Origin of the sequence: Citrobacter amalonaticus, assembly GCF_037053465.1 — a bacterium.
In the GTDB taxonomy this organism is placed as follows: domain Bacteria; phylum Pseudomonadota; class Gammaproteobacteria; order Enterobacterales; family Enterobacteriaceae; genus Citrobacter_A; species Citrobacter_A amalonaticus_H.
In genome coordinates, this window is the sequence record NZ_JBALIF010000001.1 from 103,861 (window position 1) to 124,968 (window position 21,108).

Annotated in this window: 16 protein-coding genes and 1 tRNA gene; 12 read left to right on the forward strand and 5 right to left on the reverse strand. The window is 52.2% G+C overall.

Annotation, left to right across the window (positions count from 1 at the left end; genetic code table 11):
• Window positions 1–23 precede the first annotated feature (23 nt).
• The 4 genes from WB371_RS00515 to argG all read right to left on the reverse strand — a co-directional run bounded on the left by WB371_RS00515 (window position 24) and on the right by argG (window position 5,956).
• Window positions 24–2,591: a fimbria/pilus outer membrane usher protein gene (locus tag WB371_RS00515; RefSeq protein ID WP_336218186.1), complete on the reverse strand. Its 2,568-nt coding sequence runs from the start codon at window positions 2,589–2,591 to the stop codon at window positions 24–26.
• Window positions 2,592–2,660: 69 nt separating this feature from the next.
• Complete coding sequence (locus tag WB371_RS00520; protein WP_336218606.1) at window positions 2,661–3,338, reverse strand: molecular chaperone; 678 nt, start codon at window positions 3,336–3,338, stop codon at window positions 2,661–2,663.
• 91 nt (window positions 3,339–3,429) lie between these two features.
• Window positions 3,430–3,981 carry a fimbrial protein gene (locus WB371_RS00525; RefSeq protein ID WP_336218187.1) on the reverse strand — a complete coding sequence of 184 codons (552 nt, stop codon included), beginning with the start codon at window positions 3,979–3,981 and terminating at the stop codon, window positions 3,430–3,432.
• A 631-nt stretch (window positions 3,982–4,612) separates the two neighbouring features.
• A complete protein-coding gene (gene argG / locus WB371_RS00530) occupies window positions 4,613–5,956 on the reverse strand; it encodes an argininosuccinate synthase (RefSeq protein WP_336218188.1) in 1,344 nt (447 codons plus the stop codon).
• 297 nt (window positions 5,957–6,253) lie between these two features.
• Between argG and WB371_RS00535 the strand changes: the two genes are divergently transcribed.
• The 12 genes from WB371_RS00535 to mtr all read left to right on the forward strand — a co-directional run bounded on the left by WB371_RS00535 (window position 6,254) and on the right by mtr (window position 19,947).
• A tRNA-Met gene (locus WB371_RS00535) sits at window positions 6,254–6,330 on the forward strand.
• A gap of 208 nt (window positions 6,331–6,538) precedes the next feature.
• On the forward strand, window positions 6,539–6,991 hold the full coding sequence (rimP, locus tag WB371_RS00540) for a ribosome maturation factor RimP (protein WP_146050966.1): 453 nt from the start codon (window positions 6,539–6,541) through the stop codon (window positions 6,989–6,991).
• A 27-nt stretch (window positions 6,992–7,018) separates the two neighbouring features.
• Complete coding sequence (nusA, locus tag WB371_RS00545; protein WP_336218189.1) at window positions 7,019–8,506, forward strand: transcription termination factor NusA; 1,488 nt, start codon at window positions 7,019–7,021, stop codon at window positions 8,504–8,506.
• A gap of 24 nt (window positions 8,507–8,530) precedes the next feature.
• Complete coding sequence (infB, locus tag WB371_RS00550; protein ID WP_336218190.1) at window positions 8,531–11,215, forward strand: translation initiation factor IF-2; 2,685 nt, start codon at window positions 8,531–8,533, stop codon at window positions 11,213–11,215.
• A 148-nt stretch (window positions 11,216–11,363) separates the two neighbouring features.
• Window positions 11,364–11,765, forward strand: a complete 402-nt coding sequence (rbfA, locus tag WB371_RS00555) for a 30S ribosome-binding factor RbfA (protein ID WP_001040201.1) — start codon at window positions 11,364–11,366, stop codon at window positions 11,763–11,765.
• On the forward strand, window positions 11,765–12,709 hold the full coding sequence (gene truB, locus WB371_RS00560; RefSeq protein WP_336218191.1) for a tRNA pseudouridine(55) synthase TruB: 945 nt from the start codon (window positions 11,765–11,767) through the stop codon (window positions 12,707–12,709). Before rbfA ends, truB begins: the two co-directional genes overlap by 1 nt.
• Before the next feature lie 149 nt (window positions 12,710–12,858).
• On the forward strand, window positions 12,859–13,128 hold the full coding sequence (gene rpsO / locus WB371_RS00565) for a 30S ribosomal protein S15 (protein ID WP_000059465.1): 270 nt from the start codon (window positions 12,859–12,861) through the stop codon (window positions 13,126–13,128).
• A 246-nt stretch (window positions 13,129–13,374) separates the two neighbouring features.
• Window positions 13,375–15,510, forward strand: coding sequence for a polyribonucleotide nucleotidyltransferase (gene pnp / locus WB371_RS00570; protein ID WP_336218192.1), 2,136 nt, complete (start codon window positions 13,375–13,377; stop codon window positions 15,508–15,510).
• Window positions 15,511–15,620: 110 nt separating this feature from the next.
• Window positions 15,621–16,505 (forward strand): lipoprotein NlpI, encoded by an 885-nt coding sequence (gene nlpI / locus WB371_RS00575; RefSeq protein WP_336218193.1) that lies wholly within the window; start codon window positions 15,621–15,623, stop codon window positions 16,503–16,505.
• A gap of 105 nt (window positions 16,506–16,610) precedes the next feature.
• Window positions 16,611–16,691, forward strand: coding sequence for a protein YrbN (gene yrbN, locus WB371_RS00580; RefSeq protein ID WP_010723222.1), 81 nt, complete (start codon window positions 16,611–16,613; stop codon window positions 16,689–16,691).
• Window positions 16,684–18,558, forward strand: coding sequence for an ATP-dependent RNA helicase DeaD (deaD, locus tag WB371_RS00585; RefSeq protein WP_336218194.1), 1,875 nt, complete (start codon window positions 16,684–16,686; stop codon window positions 18,556–18,558). Before yrbN ends, deaD begins: the two co-directional genes overlap by 8 nt.
• Window positions 18,559–18,702: 144 nt before the next feature.
• Window positions 18,703–19,947, forward strand: coding sequence for a tryptophan permease (gene mtr, locus WB371_RS00590; RefSeq protein ID WP_336218195.1), 1,245 nt, complete (start codon window positions 18,703–18,705; stop codon window positions 19,945–19,947).
• Window positions 19,948–20,036: 89 nt separating this feature from the next.
• Here the strand turns inward: mtr and WB371_RS00595 are convergent, their stop codons facing one another.
• A complete protein-coding gene (locus WB371_RS00595; RefSeq protein ID WP_336218196.1) occupies window positions 20,037–21,044 on the reverse strand; it encodes a luciferase-like monooxygenase in 1,008 nt (335 codons plus the stop codon).
• Window positions 21,045–21,108: the final 64 nt, after the last annotated feature.

The following is a 21,108-nucleotide window of genomic DNA, read 5'->3' on the forward strand; positions in this document are numbered from 1 at the left end:
AATCAACCTGCCGCTTCGACAGGTTACTGGCATACGCTGTTGTATTGCTGAATATGGGCTGTGAGACGATCTTTTTGTACCGGCATCAACTGGTAACCTACGTGACACTGCGAAGTGCGGCCTTCACCCCATTTCACCAGCAGTCGATCTTTGTCTTTACTTACGCGAGCGTAAATTTGTCCACCTTGCCCGGCGCTTCCCACCATTTTTCCCTGGCTGTCGAGAACTTCTGCACCAAATGGCACGGGCTCGTCTTGCCACGTGGCATTAATCAGTACGGCTGTACCCTGGCGTGTCTCATATTTCATTTTTACCACCGCCCCCAGATAGGGGGCGGTTTTCTGGCTGGTGTTTGTCAGCTCGGTTTGGGTGGAGATGCCTTTCGGATCGATGCTGACATCATTCATCTGATAAGGATTCAGATACGGCACTACGGCATAGCCTCGTGAGTCAATCCGAATTCCCGGATAGGTTGAGACTTTTGCCCCCTCCGCGCCTTTGGCTTCGATCAGCGCAAAGGTATCAGAGGTGTAAGGCGTGAAAGTGATGCCTCTGGAGTGTGCAACGACAGTCCCGCTCATACCACCAGCAACGCTGTGATAATCCTTACCGGCGCTCAGCGAAGCATTAAGCATCGTCATCCCGCTGCGGTAGCTGCCGTTTAGTGAACCGGTGGTGCCGACGCCCTGATTAAGATGCATTGCGGTAACACCGTAGGTGTACTGATTCTCTTCTCCAGCCGAACCGGAAAGCGAGAGCTGTTCACCTGTTCTGCCACTGGTATCATGTGTCAGATCGGTTCTTAGTTGTGGCGCGCTGCTGGAGTCAGGACGTCCCAGAGGCAGACTGAAACTCAGCAAATAGTTGGTCTGCTGGCGTCCCTGACTGGAGAATGTTCTCGCCACGCTGATCCCCCAGGAGAGCCGACTATACTGATTGTTATAGCCAAACTGATACTGTTTATCTGTTCCCTTTTTATTCCAGTAGTTCTGCAACGAGCCGCTGAGGTACAGTTGACCCCAGTTTTCCGGTAACCCCTGGCCGAACGTCAGCGTCATCCTGTTTCTGGCGCGCCAGACACTGCTCGTGGGTAAGCCACTTTTCACCGCATCACGCGTCTGCATAGCGGTTAAAAAATCCATATAGCCATCGGTCGAGAAGCGATAGGCTGCCAGTGAAATATTACTGTTAGTCTCCCGGATAAGCTTGCTGTAGCTAATCTGATAACTTTGCCCGCGACTGCTTCTTTCTGCTTTTGACAAATATGCAGAGCGCCGTCCTGTCTCGAGGCGCGTGCGTGCGTGAGTCACATCAAACGAAAACGCGCCAATCGAGAGACCCACTGCTGTCCCTACCTGAACAGCATAATAGTTCGGACTGAACTGCATCCCGGCATAGCCGGTCAGGTTGTTGGTGATGCCATGCAGCCAGGTTGCCTGGTAGAGCATTGGTTCGTCGCGAAGGTTATTGCTACGTAATTTCCCTACAGTGAGCGCGTAGCGGGATGAGCCCGGGCGCAGAAGCTGGGCCATCGCAGCATAGGGCACGCGGAAGTACTGTTCCGAACCATCAGCTTCACGTACGGTCACCACGAGATCGCCGCCGTAGCCGGTTGGGTATAAATCGTTAATTAAAAAAGCGCCGGGTGGCACAGAGGTTTCGTACAAAATCTGATCGCCCTGGCGGACAGTGACGCGGGCATTAGTCCGGGCAATACCTCGGATTTCCGGGGCATAACCGCGAAGAGATTCAGGCAGCATGCGTTCATCGGTTGCGAGTTGCACGCCAGTAAAAGGCACCGTGTCAAACAGCTCGCCATTGGTGTTCGACTGTCCAACCAAGGCCCTGGATTTCAGCGCCGGGATATCACGCTGGAGATAGGTATTGATGCTGGAATAGTCGGCCGGATCGCTTCCTGTTTTATTGTACGCTCCGCTATGGCGCAGATACCAGGCTCCGATGTTCAGTCCGGCGTTTAACCCGGCGTACAAGGAATTGAAGGTCCGTCCGTTTGCTTCGCTGGAATAGCCGTTAACGTTATAGCCCAGCATCATCGCGGGTATACCGCTGTCCCATAGTTCCGGACTCACCGTACCTCGTGCCGTATTCTGCATGTAAATTTGCGGGATGGTGATATCCAGACGCTGTTCATTACTGTCGTAATTAACCTTCGTCTCAGGCAGTTTTTTCTCCAGATCAAAACAGGTTCTCTCACTGCTTCCTGACAGGAAGTCCGCGGGAAGCTTGTCGTAATCAAAGGGAATGCTTTTAATCAATTCTGGTGGTAGACAGGGAAAGACCGATTTGTTATCGCGCGCACGAAATTCAATATCGTTATTACTGACATGCTGGTTGTTGACGTAGATGGCTGTTTTATAAATGCCGGGTGTACCTGATGAGCCGTAGGCAAAACGACTCAGATCTAATTTACTTACGTTATCAACATTCAGGAAAGAGGCATCAAATTCCATGTTTTCGGTTGCTGCATTCGCTTTTTCAGCATTTGCGTTGCTGATAAAGAAAGCTGAGATAATTGCCATCGACAGAGGTGAATATTTATATCGATTAATTGTTTTTTTTGATTGAGACATAGGAAGCCCTCAGCTACTGATCCTGGTATTGATAAATGCAAATAAGCTTTCAGGTATCCGGGGGCGAAGCTATTTTATGCTCGCTGAAAAATTAACGACTGCACCGTAGTCATTAACAAAAGCCCCGTTAATTACATTTCCGCTTGATGCCGGTAGATTGATGTTTAAAGAGCTGTGTGGCGGTACCATGCTTGCATCAACTTTCTTGTTATTAACTGATAAATTCACGAAATTAACGTAGTAGGGCGTGGGGTTCGATGCTTCTATGGTATTTCCCGTGGTTCGCCAGGTAACTGCTTTCACCGCATCGTTAGCATTGCCCTGCAAACCAGCCGGGCGAAAAAAAAGTTTTATCCGGCTGCGAAAGGCAACCTGTAGCGTATTTTCATTGGCCTTCGCTTTATTTTTAGCCGGCACTTCCAGTACGTTGAGCCAAAAAACGGTTTCTTTGTCCAGCGGAAGGCTGTTACCTGTATAGGTGATCCGCAGCGTTTGCCCTTTACCTGCGTCCACCCGATTAACAGGAGGGGTCAGGACGAAAGGCACCTTAATTGTTGAGGGACGGGCGTTTGGATCACCATTATCAATCCAGCTTTGCAGTAAAACTGGCGCAGAACCGCTATTGGTAATTTTGACGCTAACTTCATTATTGTCAGAGGGATAGATTACGCGCGTACCACTAATCACCACACTCGACATGGCGTTGATACTGAAGAAGGTTAGTGCGGCAAACACACAGCAACGGATGGATGAGAATAATGAAAACACCACAGGATCTCCTTATGCAGAACAATAAGGGGGAGACTTTCCCGCTCCCCCCTTCTTACAAGCAACTGAATTACTGGTACTTAATGGAGTAGACAACGTTACTGGTGACAACGCCTGGCGTTGTGGTACCTTCCGCGTAGTAACGAACGGAGTAGGGCAGGACTGCGCTACCGCTACTGATGCTGACATAGGCCGTGTCAGTGGTCTGATCGGTATTACCCACGTTGATGACAGAACGAGAGGCGCTGGAACCATCCAGAAGCTGCAGACTGACATTGGTTGCACCACCTGAAGAGGTATTTTTCAGACGGCCTGTTGTCAGATCAACCGATGGACCGGCTTCGAAGAACGCTGAGGCGGTTGTCAGCGTACCGCCAGTGCAGTTTTCCAGCGCCATGACAAAACCGGTTTCGCCAGCGGTATTCGTTGGGGCGCTCAGTTGGGCAATGCCAACGGTTGGTAGGGTGATGGTCGCATCGGCAGCCTGACCGTCAACCGTTACGTCGCAGGTATTTGCTGTCAGTAAACCGTTAAAAGTGACGGTGCCGGTTGCTGCAGCCTGAGCCTGTGCGGCTAAACCACAACCGGTTGCCAGAGATAAAATTAGCGCTAATTTTTTCATAGTATTCCTAATTTCTATATTTAAAAAACAGCCATTCTTCATATTAAGAAAAATGGCACAGGTCATATCCATATGACATGGAATATGTGGTGCATAGAAAAAACTAATTAAGTATTTCCCGTCACTATGATGACTCTTATTCGAAAACCATAATTAAGGGAGAGTAATTTCGTAATGAAATTAAATCTTAATCGTTAATGTTTATCGAAGATTGTCATAACAACATGACATCCAAACAATAATTGTGAAGAGAAAAAAAGGGAACGAAAACTCTCTTAAATGATTTTTTTGGAATTATATTTCTATATATAAGGAATAGGCAGGTTTTTGTGCTGAATTTTTTTGATGGGTGGTGCGTTTGTAATGGTTAATAATTGATTTTTAGATGTTGACGACTTGTCTCAAGGACTGGTTATCTGACATTTAAAATTATATAAGGCCCTTTCGGGCTGTCAGAGTGACAAAATTTAACCAACGTATTTTAATGTGTTTCCTCCAGTAAGAGTCGGTACAAGAGGTTGTGGCAACGCTGTTTTACTTTTGACAAAAAGGTCCCATAAAAAAGACGCTACCTGCATAGCGCCTTTTTCATTTATAAGGGGGGATTTATAGCCCCCGGAACACCGTTAGCTTACTTCGCTTTGCTTTCCAGGTTTTCAACCTGCGGTAAGCCGGTCGCTGACGAGGCGGTCAGAAGACCCGATTGCGCATAGCCGAACAGCTTCTCGCGGGTGTCGGTGATATCCAGGTTACGCATGGTTAATTGCCCAATGCGATCGTCCGGTGAGAACACGGAGTCCCCTTTTTCCATAGTCAGACGTTCTGGCTTGTAGGTCAGGTTATCTGACACGGTATTCAGGATGGAATAGTCGTTACCGCGACGCAGCTCCAGCGTGACTTCGCCGGTTATCTGGCTGGCAACCCAACGTTGCAGCCCATCACGCAACATCAGCGCCTGCGAGTCAAACCAGCGTCCCTGATACAGCAGACGACCCAACTGGCGGCCGTGTGCATGATATTGCTCGATGGTATCTTCGTTATGAATGCCGGTCAGCAGACGCTCATAGGCGATGTGCAACAGCGCCATCCCCGGGGCTTCATAGATACCACGGCTTTTCGCTTCGATGATACGGTTTTCAATCTGGTCGCTCATGCCCAGACCGTGACGACCGCCGATGCGGTTGGCTTCCAGCATCATCTCCACATCGTTGCTGAAGGTTTTTCCGTTTAATGCCACCGGATGACCTTGCTCAAAACGCACAGTGACCTCTTCCGCCGGGATCTTGACGCTCTCATCCCAGAACTTGACGCCCATGATTGGATTGACGATCTTGACGCTGGAATTCAGAAATTCGAGATCTTTGGCTTCATGCGTTGCGCCGAGCATGTTGGAGTCCGTGGAGTAGGCTTTTTCGACGGACATCTTATAGTCGAAACCGCAGGCAATCATGAACTCGGACATTTCATGGCGTCCGCCCAGTTCATCGATAAAATCCGTATCCAGCCACGGTTTGTAAATCTGCAGTTCAGCGTTGGTCAGCAGACCATAACGGTAGAAACGTTCGATATCGTTTCCTTTATAGGTGCTGCCGTCGCCCCAGATGTTAACGCCGTCTTCTTTCATCGCTGCCACCAGCATGGTACCGGTCACCGCACGACCCAACGGCGTGGTATTGAAATAGGTCAGCCCGCCAGTGGTGTTATGGAATGCGCCACACTGAATCGCTGCGATACCTTCTGCAACCAGTTGCTTACGGCAGTCAATCAGACGAGCGTTCTCGGCACCGTATTCCATTGCACGACGAGGAATTGCATCATAATCCTCCTCGTCTGGCTGACCCAGATTCGCCGTATATGCATAAGGGACAGCGCCTTTTTGTCGCATCCACAGCAGTGCCGCGCTGGTGTCCAGACCGCCGGAAAAAGCGATACCAATACGTTGACCTATTGGGAGATGCTTGAGAATCGTCGTCATAAAATAGAACCCTGCTTGATAGACTGATGGTGAGAACAGCTTTCTACTCTCAGTGCATGTTTATGCAAAATAAATGAGTTTTCATTTAATCATCTTTTTAAGTAGACAGGAAGAGTTTAGTGGTTTTTTCCGTAAATAAGGCTGATAACGGTGTGCATATGAGGTTGTTAACAAGGTTGACACAATGAGAGGCTAATCATTATAATGGGCGCAGATTTTACGTCCCGTCCTCGGTACCAAATCCCAGCAGTATTTGCATCTTTTACCCAAAACGAGTAAAATTTGCCACGTTTCAGGCGCGGGGTGGAGCAGCCTGGTAGCTCGTCGGGCTCATAACCCGAAGGTCGTCGGTTCAAATCCGGCCCCCGCAACCACTTTCCCTTAGAGTTTTTTTTCAAATATACTGTGAAGACTATATGGACTTCGTAGCTGGATTTGAAAAAATTCTTTCGGAAGGTTCTCCAGACCGCAGTTGCGGTTATAGGGTTCAGTTATCTAAAGCCCCGATTTATCGGGGTTTTTTGTTATCTGACTGCAGAATAACTGGGCTTTAAGCCCTTTTTTTATGTCTTGGGGGTGGGCTTGTCCACATTAGAGCAAAAATTAACAGAGATGATTACAGCGCCAGTTGAAGCCTTAGGTTACGAGCTGGTCGGCATCGAATTTATTCGCGGTCGCACATCCACACTGCGCATCTATATTGATAGTGAAGATGGCATCAATGTTGATGATTGTGCTGATGTGAGCCACCAGGTGAGCGCGGTACTGGACGTTGAAGATCCCATTACTGTGGCTTACAACCTGGAAGTCTCCTCACCGGGTCTCGATCGCCCTATGTTCACTGCTGAACACTATGCGCGTTTCCTGGGTGAAGAAGTTTCGCTGGTACTCCGCATGGCGGTACAGAACCGCCGTAAATGGCAGGGCGTTATAAAAGCGGTGGATGGTGAAATGATCACTGTCACAGTCGAAGGAAAAGATGAAGTGTTCGCGCTGAGTAATATCCAGAAGGCGAACCTGGTTCCCCACTTTTAACAGTCTGGATGAGGTGAAAAGCCCGCGATGAACAAAGAAATTTTGGCTGTTGTTGAAGCCGTATCCAATGAAAAGGCGCTGCCACGCGAGAAAATTTTTGAAGCGCTGGAAAGCGCGCTGGCGACAGCGACAAAGAAAAAATATGAACAAGAGATTGACGTTCGCGTAGAAATCGATCGTAAGAGCGGTGATTTTGATACCTTCCGCCGTTGGCTGATTGTTGAAGAAGTGACCCAGCCGACGAAAGAAATCACGCTGGAAGCCGCGCGTTTTGAAGACGAAAGCCTGAACCTGGGCGATTACGTTGAAGATCAGATCGAATCTGTGACCTTTGACCGTATCACGACCCAGACCGCAAAACAGGTTATCGTACAGAAAGTTCGTGAAGCTGAACGCGCGATGGTTGTCGATCAGTTCCGTGAACACGAAGGTGAAATCATCACTGGCGTGGTGAAGAAAGTGAACCGCGACAACATCTCTCTGGATCTGGGCAACAATGCTGAAGCCGTGATCCTGCGTGAAGATATGCTGCCGCGTGAAAACTTCCGTCCTGGCGACCGTATTCGTGGCGTTCTTTACTCTGTTCGCCCTGAAGCGCGCGGCGCGCAATTGTTCGTGACCCGTTCCAAACCGGAAATGCTGATCGAACTGTTCCGCATCGAAGTGCCAGAAATTGGCGAAGAAGTGATTGAAATTAAAGCCGCGGCTCGCGATCCGGGCTCACGTGCGAAAATCGCGGTGAAAACCAACGACAAGCGTATCGACCCGGTCGGTGCGTGTGTGGGTATGCGTGGTGCGCGCGTTCAGGCAGTTTCGACCGAGCTGGGCGGCGAGCGCATTGATATCGTCCTGTGGGATGATAACCCGGCGCAGTTCGTGATTAACGCGATGGCGCCAGCTGACGTTGCGTCTATCGTGGTGGATGAAGATAAACACACCATGGATATCGCTGTTGAAGCGGGCAACCTGGCGCAAGCAATTGGACGTAATGGTCAGAACGTCCGCCTGGCTTCGCAGTTAAGCGGCTGGGAACTCAACGTAATGACCGTTGATGACCTCCAGGCTAAACATCAGGCTGAAGCTCATGCCGCCATCGATACCTTCACCAAGTATCTCGACATTGATGAAGAGTTCGCCACAGTTCTGGTTGAAGAAGGGTTTGCTACCCTGGAAGAGCTGGCTTACGTGCCAATGAAAGAACTGCTGGAAATTGACGGCCTTGATGAGCCGACCGTTGAAGCACTGCGTGAGCGTGCTAAAAACGCACTGACCACTCTGGCACTGGCCCAGGAAGAAAGCCTCGGTGATAACAAGCCGGCTGACGATCTGCTGAATCTGGAAGGATTAGATCGTGATATGGCTTTCAAACTGGCTGCCCGTGGTGTTTGTACGCTGGAAGATCTCGCCGAGCAGGGCATTGATGATCTGGCTGATATCGAAGGGTTGACCGACGAAAAAGCCGGTGAGCTGATTATGGCTGCCCGTAATATTTGCTGGTTCGGCGACGAAGCGTAATAAACTGTAGCAGGAAGGAACAGCATGACAGATGTAACCGTAAAAGCGCTGGCCGCAGAGATACAGACCTCCGTGGATCGCCTGGTACAGCAATTCGCTGATGCCGGTATCCCGAAGTCTGCTGATGACTCTGTGTCCGCACAAGAAAAACAGACTTTACTGGCGCACCTGAACCGTGAGAATGGTTCTGGCCCGGACAAGTTGACGCTGCAGCGTAAAACACGCAGCACCCTGAATATTCCTGGTACCGGTGGAAAAAGTAAATCGGTACAAATCGAAGTCCGCAAGAAGCGCACCTTTGTGAAACGCGATCCGCAAGAGGCTGAACGCCTTGCCGCGGAAGAGCAAGCGCAGCGTGAAGCGGAAGAGCAAGCCCGTCGTGAGGCAGAAGAAATGGCCAAACGCGAGGCGCAACAAAAAGCTGACCGTGAGGCCGCAGAACAAGCTAAGCGTGACGCCGCTGAAAAAGCGAAACGCGAAGCTGCGGAAAAAGACAAAGTGAGCAATCAACAGACTGACGATATGACCAAAACCGCCCAGGCCGAAAAAGCCCGCCGTGAAAATGAAGCTGCCGAGCTGAAGCGTAAAGCGGAAGAAGAAGCCCGTCGCAAGCTTGAAGAAGAAGCGCGTCGCGTGGCGGAAGAAGCTCGCCGCATGGCGGAAGAGAACAAGTGGGCGGAAAACGCGGAGCCGACTGAAGACACCAGCGATTATCACGTCACCACTTCTCAGCATGCTCGCCAGGCTGAAGACGAAAACGATCGTGAAGTTGAAGGCGGTCGTGGCCGTGGTCGCAACACAAAAGCCGCACGTCCGGCGAAAAAAGGTAACAAACACGCTGAATCCAAAGCCGATCGTGAAGAAGCACGCGCTGCGGTTCGCGGTGGTAAAGGCGGTAAGCAGCGTAAAGGTTCCGCACTGCAACAGGGCTTCCAGAAGCCAGCGCAGGCGGTTAACCGTGACGTTGTGATTGGCGAAACCATCACCGTGGGCGATCTGGCGAACAAGATGGCAGTGAAAGGTTCTCAGGTCATCAAAGCGATGATGAAACTGGGCGCAATGGCTACCATCAACCAGGTCATCGACCAGGAAACCGCACAGCTGGTTGCCGAAGAGATGGGCCACAAAGTTATCCTGCGTCGTGAGAACGAGCTGGAAGAAGCGGTAATGAGCGACCGTGATACCGGTGCTGCGGCTGAACCGCGTGCGCCAGTGGTGACCATCATGGGTCACGTTGACCACGGTAAAACCTCTCTGCTTGACTACATTCGTTCAACGAAAGTGGCCTCTGGCGAAGCGGGCGGCATTACTCAGCACATCGGTGCTTACCACGTTGAAACTGACAACGGTATGATCACCTTCCTGGATACCCCGGGTCACGCCGCATTTACCTCCATGCGTGCTCGTGGTGCTCAGGCAACGGATATCGTTGTTCTGGTCGTTGCAGCCGACGACGGCGTCATGCCGCAGACTATCGAAGCTATCCAGCACGCGAAAGCGGCAGGTGTGCCGGTTGTGGTGGCAGTGAACAAAATTGATAAACCAGAAGCGGATCCGGATCGCGTTAAAAACGAACTGTCCCAGTACGGCATTCTGCCGGAAGAGTGGGGCGGCGAGAGCCAGTTCGTACACGTTTCTGCGAAAGCGGGTACGGGTATCGACGAACTGCTGGATGCCATCCTGCTGCAGGCCGAAGTCCTGGAACTGAAAGCTGTCCGTAAAGGTATGGCGAGCGGCGCGGTCATCGAATCCTTCCTGGATAAAGGTCGTGGTCCGGTTGCGACTGTTCTGGTTCGTGAAGGTACGCTGCATAAAGGCGATATCGTGCTGTGTGGCTTCGAATATGGCCGCGTTCGTGCGATGCGTAACGAACTGGGTCAGGAAGTGCTGGAAGCAGGTCCGTCTATTCCAGTGGAAATCCTGGGTCTGTCCGGTGTTCCGGCTGCCGGTGATGAAGTGACCGTTGTTCGTGACGAGAAGAAAGCACGTGAAGTTGCGCTGTACCGTCAGGGTAAATTCCGTGAAGTGAAACTGGCTCGTCAGCAGAAATCGAAACTGGAAAACATGTTTGCCAACATGAACGAAGGCGAAGTTCACGAAGTGAACATCGTCCTGAAGGCCGACGTTCAGGGTTCTGTGGAAGCGATCTCCGACTCCTTGCTGAAACTGTCTACTGACGAAGTGAAAGTGAAGATTATCGGTTCTGGTGTTGGTGGTATCACCGAAACCGACGCGACCCTGGCGGCTGCATCCAACGCGATTCTGGTCGGCTTCAACGTTCGTGCAGATGCCTCTGCGCGTAAAGTGATTGAATCTGAAAGCCTGGATCTGCGCTACTACTCCGTCATCTATAACCTGATCGACGAAGTGAAAGCGGCAATGAGCGGTATGCTGTCTCCGGAACTGAAACAGCAGATCATCGGTCTGGCTGAAGTGCGTGATGTGTTTAAATCACCGAAGTTTGGTGCCATCGCGGGCTGTATGGTTACCGAAGGGACGATTAAACGTCACAACCCAATCCGCGTCCTGCGTGACAACGTGGTTATCTATGAAGGCGAGCTGGAATCCCTGCGCCGCTTCAAAGATGACGTTAACGAAGTTCGTAACGGCATGGAATGTGGTATCGGCGTGAAGAACTACAACGACGTTCGCGTTGGCGATATGATCGAAGTGTTCGAGATCATCGAGATCCAACGTACCATCGCTTAATCTTCGTTATGCCCGGTGGCACTGTGTTTACCGGGCCTACGTCCGGGTTGTAGGCCTGATAAGCGTAGCGTCATCAGGCTTCAAAGCGCCACCCGGCAATAATTTTCAAAAGGGGCTGATTGCCCCTTTTTTGTCTGGAGAATTTATTATGGCGAAAGAATTTGGTCGCCCGCAGCGCGTGGCGCAGGAGATGCAAAAAGAGATCGCAATCATCCTGCAACGCGAAATTAAAGATCCGCGTCTGGGCATGATGACCACCGTTTCCGGTGTCGAAATGTCTCGCGATCTGGCGTATGCCAAAGTGTATGTCACCTTCCTGAATGATAAAGATGAAGACGCGGTAAAAGCGGGCATCAAAGCGTTACAGGAAGCCTCCGGATTCATCCGCAGCCTGTTGGGAAAAGCGATGCGCCTGCGTATCGTTCCGGAGCTGACCTTCTTCTACGATAACTCGCTGGTGGAAGGGATGCGGATGTCGAATCTGGTGACCAACGTGGTTAAACATGACGAAGAACGTCGTGTCAACCCGGACGACAGCAAGGAGGACTAATGAGTCGTCCTCGTCGTCGTGGTCGCGACATTCACGGTGTCCTGTTGCTGGACAAGCCGCAGGGCATGTCCAGCAATGACGTCCTGCAAAAAGTAAAACGCATCTATAACGCCAATCGCGCCGGGCATACCGGAGCGCTGGATCCGTTGGCAACAGGCATGCTGCCAGTTTGTCTCGGAGAAGCGACAAAATTTTCGCAGTACCTGCTGGATTCCGATAAGCGTTATCGGGTGATTGCGCGTTTGGGTCAACGTACTGACACCTCTGATGCCGATGGGCAAATCGTGCAGGAAAGTCCTGTTACTTTCACTCCCGAACAACTCGCTGCAGCACTCGATACCTTCCGGGGAGACATCGAGCAGATTCCGTCGATGTATTCGGCGTTGAAGTATCAGGGGAAAAAACTGTACGAATATGCGCGTCAGGGCATTGAAGTGCCGCGCGAAGCCCGGCCAATTACCGTCTATGAGCTACAGTTTATTCGCCATGAAGGCGATGAGCTTGAACTGGAAGTTCACTGCTCGAAAGGGACGTATATTCGCACCATCATTGACGATCTGGGTGAAGCGTTGGGATGCGGTGCGCACGTGATCTTCCTGCGGCGCCTGACGGTCAGCAAATATCCGGTGGATCGTATGGTCACGCTGGATCGTCTGCGTGAACTGGTTGATCAGGCTGAGGAGCAGGGGATTCCCGCGGCGCAATTACTGGATCCTTTGCTGATGCCAATGGACAGTCCGGCTTCGGACTACCCTGTGGTAAATCTGCCGTTAACCTCTTCTGTTTATTTTAAAAATGGCAATCCGGTTCGTACCAGCGGCGCGCCGCTGGAAGGGCTGGTTCGCGTTACGGAAGGCGATGACGCTAAGTTTATCGGCATGGGTGAGATCGATGACGAAGGTCGCGTAGCGCCTCGTCGATTAGTGGTTGAATATCCAGCATAGCACGGGTTCGTCTTGCGATAAGAAGACGCTACGAGTAGAATACTGCCGCTTAACGTCGCGTGAATGTTTTAACACATCATGCAACGTACACTGGGACCGCTGAATTAGAGATCGGCGTCCTTTCATTCTTAATACTTTGGAGTTTTATAATGTCTCTAAGTACTGAAGCTACAGCTAAAATCGTTTCTGAGTTTGGTCGTGACGCAAACGACACCGGTTCTACCGATGTTCAGGTTGCTCTGTTGACTGCACAGATTAACCACCTGCAGGGTCACTTTGCAGAGCACAAAAAAGATCACCACAGCCGTCGTGGTCTGCTGCGTATGGTTTCTCAGCGTCGTAAACTGCTCGATTACCTGAAGCGTAAAGATGTTGCACGCTACACCGCGCTGATCGAGCGTCTGGGTCTGCGTCGCTAATTCTTGCGAGTTTCAAAAAAGGGGGCCTTCATGGCCCCTTTTTTCAAGCAGATGGCAGCAATTCACGGGAAACTATTGTATTGTTGCTATGAATGATCTTCCGTCGCAGAGGTTCGCGCGGCTAATGAGAGGCTTTACCCAATATCATATGGGTTAGGGTTGTCATTAGTCGCGAGGATGCGCAGAAGATCGGGTATTAACGGTGATTCAGCATTGCATCACCAAAAAACAAGAAAGGATATTATTTTGCTCAATCCGATCGTTCGTAAATTCCAGTACGGTCAGCATACCGTTACGCTGGAAACTGGCATGATGGCCCGCCAGGCTACTGCCGCAGTAATGGTTAGCATGGACGACACCGCGGTATTCGTTACCGTTGTGGGTCAGAAAAAAGCGAAGCCGGGCCAGGACTTTTTCCCGCTGACCGTTAACTATCAGGAGCGTACCTATGCTGCTGGTCGTATCCCGGGAAGCTTCTTCCGTCGTGAAGGCCGCCCAAGCGAAGGCGAAACCCTGATCGCGCGTCTGATTGACCGCCCGGTTCGTCCGCTGTTCCCGGAAGGTTTCGTAAACGAAGTACAGGTTATCGCGACCGTTGTTTCCGTTAACCCGCAGGTTAACCCGGATATCGTGGCGATGATCGGTGCTTCTGCCGCGTTGTCTCTGTCTGGTATTCCGTTCAACGGCCCGATCGGTGCCGCACGTGTCGGTTATATCAATGACCAGTACGTACTGAACCCGACTCAGGACGAACTGAAAGAAAGCAAGCTGGATCTGGTGGTTGCCGGTACTGAAGCAGCGGTGCTGATGGTTGAATCCGAAGCGGAACTGCTGAGCGAAGATCAGATGCTGGGCGCTGTCGTGTTCGGTCACGAACAGCAGCAGGTGGTTATCCAGGCGATCAACGATCTGGTGAAAGAAGCCGGTAAACCGCGTTGGGACTGGCAGCCGGAAGCTGTCAACGAAGCGCTGAACGCGCGCGTTGCAGCACTCGCAGAAGCGCGTCTGAGCGATGCTTATCGTATCACCGACAAACAAGAGCGTTATGCTCAGGTTGACGTGATCAAATCTGAAACCATCGCCACGCTGGTTGCAGAAGATGAAACCCTGGACGCTAACGAACTGGGTGAAATCCTGCACGCGATCGAGAAAAACGTTGTTCGTAGCCGCGTCCTGGCAGGCGAGCCGCGTATCGATGGTCGTGAAAAAGACATGATCCGTGGTCTGGACGTGCGTACTGGCGTTCTGCCGCGTACTCACGGTTCCGCGCTGTTCACCCGTGGCGAAACGCAGGCGCTGGTTACTGCAACGCTGGGTACCGCACGTGACGCACAGGTTCTTGATGAACTGATGGGCGAGCGTACTGACAGCTTCCTGTTCCACTACAACTTCCCTCCGTACTCTGTGGGCGAAACCGGCATGGTCGGTTCTCCGAAACGTCGTGAAATCGGTCACGGTCGTCTGGCGAAGCGCGGTGTTCTGGCTGTTATGCCGGAAATGGACAAATTCCCGTATACCGTTCGTGTGGTTTCTGAAATCACCGAATCTAACGGTTCTTCCTCCATGGCTTCCGTCTGTGGCGCCTCTCTGGCGCTGATGGACGCGGGTGTGCCGATCAAAGCCGCTGTTGCTGGTATTGCAATGGGTCTGGTGAAAGAAGGCGACAACTTTGTCGTTCTGTCTGACATCTTGGGCGACGAAGATCACCTGGGTGATATGGACTTCAAAGTGGCGGGTTCCCGCGACGGTATCTCTGCTCTGCAGATGGATATCAAAATTGAAGGTATCACCAAAGAGATTATGCAGGTTGCACTGAATCAGGCTAAAGGCGCGCGTCTGCATATCCTGGGCGTGATGGAACAGGCTATCAACGCGCCGCGCGGCGATATCTCTCAGTTCGCTCCGCGTATCCACACCATCAAGATCAATCCGGACAAGATCAAAGACGTGATCGGTAAGGGCGGTTCTGTGATCCGTGCGCTGACCGAAGAAACTGGCACCACCATCGAAATCGAAGATGACGGTACTGTGAAGATCGCGGCGACCGATGGCGAGAAAGCGAAATACGCTATCCGTCGCATCGAAGAGATCACTGCAGAGATCGAAGTGGGCCGCATCTACAATGGTAAAGTGACTCGTATCGTTGACTTTGGCGCGTTCGTTGCCATTGGCGGTGGTAAAGAAGGTCTGGTTCACATTTCTCAGATCGCAGACAAGCGCGTTGAGAAAGTGACTGATTACCTGCAGATGGGTCAGGAAGTGCCGGTTAAAGTTCTGGAAGTTGATCGCCAGGGCCGTGTGCGTCTGAGCATTAAAGAAGCCACTGAGCAATCTCAACCAGCCGCTGCACCGGAAGCTCCGGTAGCAGAGCAGGGCGAGTAAGGTTGCTATTTTGCCCTCCGCGTTTGCGGAGGGCTTTTAACCTGGCAGGACGCCTTGTTAGCAACCGGGGAACAGGACGTTCAGTTTATCGTTGTCTTCGGGAGTGGGAAATGAAGCCTTTTTTGCGCTGGTGTTTCGTTGCGACAGCACTCACGCTGGCAGGATGCAGTAACTCCGCCTGGCGTAAAAGTGAGGTCCTCGCAGTACCATTGCAACCGACTTTGCAGCAGGAAGTGATTCTGGCACGCATGGAACAAATTCTTGCCAGTCGGGCTTTAACCGATGACGAACGCGCACAGCTTTTATATGAGCGCGGAGTGTTGTATGATAGTCTCGGTCTGAGGGCATTAGCGCGAAATGATTTTTCACAAGCGTTGGCAATCCGACCCGATATGCCTGAAGTATTCAATTACTTAGGCATTTATTTAACGCAGGCAGGCAATTTTGATGCTGCCTATGAAGCGTTTGATTCTGTACTTGAGCTTGATCCAACTTACAACTACGCGCACTTGAATCGCGGTATCGCATTGTATTACGGCGGTCGTGACAAGTTAGCGCAAGATGATCTGCTGGCGTTTTATCAAGACGATCCCAATGATCCTTTCCGCAGCCTGTGGCTTTATCTCGCTGAGCAGAAGCTCGATGAGAAACAGGCGAAAGTTGCGCTGAAACAGCGCTTCGATAAATCGGATAAAGAGCAATGGGGATGGAACATTGTCGAGTTCTACCTGGGCAACATCAGCGAAGCAACGCTGATGGAAAGGCTCAAGGCGGACGCAACGGATAACACCTCGCTCGCTGAGCATCTCAGTGAAACCAACTTCTATTTAGGTAAGTACTACCTAAGTCTGGGGGATTTGGACAGTGCTATGGCATTGTTCAAACTGGCGGTGGCTAACAACGTTCATAACTTTGTTGAGCACCGATACGCATTGTTGGAATTATCGCTCCAGGGCCAGGACCAAGATGACCTGGCAGAATCGGACCAGCAATAGCTGACGAACATATCAGCCCGTAATCTTTTTGATTGCCATCACCTTCACGGGTGAGGGCGTTGTTGTTCGTTAATACACCTACTTTGAGCCGGTTCACACTTTTCAATGAAAATTGCAGATCAATTTCATGATGAGTTATGTAGACTGGCCGCCATTAATTTTGAGGCACACGTACTACATGGCTGAATTCGAAACCACTTTTGCAGATCTGGGCCTGAAGGCTCCTATCCTTGAAGCCCTTAACGATCTGGGTTACGAAAAACCATCTCCAATCCAGGCAGAGTGCATTCCGCATCTGCTGGGCGGTCGCGATGTTCTGGGTATGGCCCAGACCGGTAGCGGCAAAACGGCAGCGTTCTCTTTACCGCTGCTCAACAATCTTGATCCTGAGCTGAAGGCACCTCAGATCCTGGTGCTGGCACCGACCCGCGAACTGGCGGTTCAGGTGGCTGAAGCTATGACGGATTTCTCTAAACATATGCGCGGCGTGAACGTGGTTGCCCTGTACGGTGGTCAGCGTTATGACGTGCAGTTACGTGCCCTGCGTCAAGGGCCACAGATTGTCGTCGGTACGCCGGGACGTCTGCTTGATCACTTAAAACGCGGTACCCTGGACCTGTCTCGCCTGAGCGGTCTGGTGCTGGACGAAGCCGATGAAATGCTGCGTATGGGCTTCATCGAAGACGTTGAAACCATCATGGCGCAGATCCCGGAAGGTCATCAGACCGCTCTGTTCTCTGCCACCATGCCGGAAGCAATTCGTCGCATTACCCGCCGCTTTATGAAAGAGCCGCAGGAAGTACGCATTCAGTCGAGCGTGACTACCCGTCCGGACATCAGCCAGAGCTACTGGACTGTCTGGGGCATGCGTAAAAACGAAGCGCTGGTGCGTTTCCTGGAAGCGGAAGATTTTGATGCGGCGATTATCTTCGTGCGTACCAAAAACGCGACTCTGGAAGTGGCGGAAGCGCTGGAGCGTAGCGGTTATAACAGCGCCGCGCTGAACGGCGACATGAACCAGGCGCTGCGTGAGCAGACTCTGGAACGTCTGAAAGATGGTCGTCTGGATATCCTGATTGCGACCGACGTTGCGGCCCGTGGCCTGGACGTTGAGCGTATCAGCCTGGTGGTTAACTACGATATTCCGATGGACTCCGAGTCCTACGTTCACCGTATTGGCCGTACCGGTCGTGCGGGTCGTGCGGGCCGTGCGCTGCTGTTTGTCGAAAACCGCGAGCGTCGTCTGTTGCGTAACATCGAACGCACTATGAAGCTGACCATTCCGGAAGTTGAACTGCCGAACGCAGAACTGCTGGGCAAACGTCGCCTGGAAAAATTCGCGGCGAAAGTTCAGCAGCAACTGGAAAGCAGCGATCTGGATCAGTACCGTGCGCTGCTGGCGAAACTGCAACCGACAGCGGAAGACGAAGAACTGGATATCGAAACTCTGGCTGCCGCTCTGCTGAAGATGGCTCAGGGCGAACGTGCTCTGATTGTTCCGCCAGATGCGCCGATGCGTCCGAAACGTGAGTTCCGTGATCGTGATGATCGTGGTCCGCGCGATCGTAACGATCGTGGCCCGCGTGGTGATCGTGAAGAGCGTCCGCGTCGTGAGCGTCGTGATGTTGGCGATATGCAGTTGTACCGTATCGAAGTGGGCCGTGATGATGGTGTGGAAGTTCGTCACATCGTTGGCGCGATCGCCAACGAAGGCGACATCAGCAGCCGCTACATTGGTAATATCAAACTGTTCGCTTCACACTCCACTATTGAGCTGCCGAAAGGTATGCCGGGTGAAGTTCTGCAGCACTTTACGCGCACGCGTATCCTGAACAAGCCGATGAACATGCAACTGCTGGGCGATGCGCAGCCGCACACTGAACGTCGTGGCGGTGGTCGCAGCTTCGGTGGCGAGCGTCGTGAAGGCGGTCGTGGTTTCGGCGGTGAGCGTCGTGAAGGTGGCCGTGGTGATGGACGTCGTTTCAGCGGCGAACGCCGTGAAGGCCGCGCCCCGCGTCGTGAAGAAGGCACCAGCCGTCGCCGTGACGCGTAAATCTCGCGCGCATTGACGTAAAGTAATAAATACAGCCCCGATGAAAATTATCGGGGCTTTTTTTATTTCATTTGTACTATTGTACTGGTACAGTGCAACACACTAAACTGCGGTCACAACATTATTCGCTGGAGAAATCGCTACATGGCAACACTAACCACCACCCAGACATCACCTTCGCTGCTTGGCGGCGTGGTGATCATCGGCGGCACTATTATCGGCGCAGGCATGTTTTCCCTGCCAGTGGTGATGGCTGGTAGCTGGTTTTTCTGGTCAATGGCGGCGCTGGTGTTTACCTGGTTTTGCATGCTGCATTCCGGACTGATGATCCTCGAAGCCAACCTGAACTACCGCATTGGGGCGAGTTTTGACACCATTACTAAAGACCTGCTGGGCAGAGGCTGGAACGTGGTCAACGGCATCTCAATTGCCTTTGTCCTCTATATCCTGACCTATGCCTATATTTCGGCGAGCGGTTCGATTCTCCACCATACTTTTAGTGAGATGTCACTGAATGTACCCGCGCGCGCCGCAGGATTTGGTTTTGCGCTGCTGGTGGCGTTTGTCGTGTGGTTGAGCACCAGAGCGGTCAGCCGTATGACGGCGATTGTGCTGGGGGCAAAGGTGATAACCTTCTTCCTGACGTTCGGTAGCTTGCTCGGACACGTCACGCCGACAACGCTGTTTAATGTCGCGGAAAGTAACGCTTCTTATACCCCGTACCTGCTGATGACACTGCCGTTCTGTCTCGCGTCGTTTGGCTATCACGGTAATGTTCCAAGCCTGATGAAATACTACGGTAAAGACCCGCGTACCATTGTGAAGTGTCTGGTCTACGGTACGCTGTTGGCGCTGGTGCTCTATACGATCTGGTTGCTGGGGACAATGGGGAACATTCCGCGTCCAGAATTTATCGGTATTGCGCAGAAGGGCGGCAATATTGATGTGCTGGTACAGGCGTTGAGCGGCGTGCTGAACAGCCGCAGTCTGGATCTGCTGCTGGTTGTGTTCTCCAACTTTGCGGTGGCGAGTTCATTCCTCGGGGTTACGCTGGGGTTGTTTGACTACCTGGCAGACCTGTTTGGCTTTGATGATTCGGCGATGGGGCGTTTTAAAACCGCACTGTTTACCTTCATTCCGCCCATGGTCGGCGGTCTGCTGTGGCCGAACGGATTCCTGTATGCCATTGGTTATGCAGGACTGGCGGCGACTATCTGGGCGGCGATTGTACCGGCACTGTTAGCGCGTAAATCTCGTCAGCGTTTCGGTAGCCCGAAATTCCGCGTCTGGGGTGGCAAGCCGATGATTGTGCTGATTCTGGTTTTCGGCGTGGGTAACGCGCTGGTACATATCCTGTCGAGCTTTAACCTGCTGCCGGTGTATCAGTAATTATTTTGCCCGGTGGCGCTACGCTTACCGGGCCTACAGGGATCGCGTAGGCCGGATAAGGCGAAGCCGCCATCCGGCAAATGACAAAACTACCCCAACAACTCTTCCTTCACATCCATCGCCAGTTCAAACGAATGCAGGCGCGCCTGGTGGTCAAAAATCTGCCCGTTAACCATGATCTCGTCCGCCTGGGTTTCCCGCAGAATAGACTCCAGCCCGTGGCGCACTTTGGCTTTATCCCCCACTAACGACATGCTCAGCGCCTGCTGCACGCCATACTGCTCAGAGGGCGACCAGAACGGCTCCATATTTTGAATCGGCGCGGGCAGTTGACCGGTTTCGCCACGGCGCAGTTTCACGAATGCCTGCTGCATTGAGGTGAACAGATACTCCGCATCACGGTTGCTGTCGGCGGCAATAATATTAATGCACACCATGGCGTACGGTTTTTCCAGGCGCGCGGACGGTTTGAACTGCGTGCGGTACAGATGCAGTGCCTGGAAAAGCATATCCGGAGCGAAATGCGAGGCAAAGGCGAACGGCAGGCCGAGCTGTGCGGCAAGCTGTGCGCTATAAAGGCTGGAGCCTAACAGCCATACCGGGATCTTCTCGCCATAGCCCGGCACCGGGCGCACCTGCGGATGAGGATCGCGGGCGTCAAACCAGTCCACCAGTTCAGCAACATCTCGGGGGAAGTTATCAACATCGCCGCTCATATGGCGGCGCAGCGCCCGCATCGTGGGCTGATCGCTACCCGGCGCGCGTCCTAAACCGAGATCAATGCGCCCCGGATAGAGGGTATTCAGCGTACCGAACTGCTCGGCGATCACCAGCGGCGAATGGTTGGGAAGCATCACGCCGCCGGAACCCAGATGTAACGTCCGGGTGTTTGCCGCCAGATAGCCAATCAGCACAGAGGTTGCCGCGCTGGCGATCCCGGTCATATTGTGATGTTCCGCCAGCCAATAGCGGTGATAGCCTCGTTTTTCCGCGAGGCGAGCGAGATCCAGCGAGTGCGAGAACGCCTCTTTTGCTGAGGATCCTGCTGGGATCGGCGCCAGATCCAGCACTGAGAAAGGAATGGTTTTGTCAGTCATAACGGCTCACTTTGTTACCGGCTAATTTCTGCATACTGCATTAAAGATTAGTTAATGTTGTTAA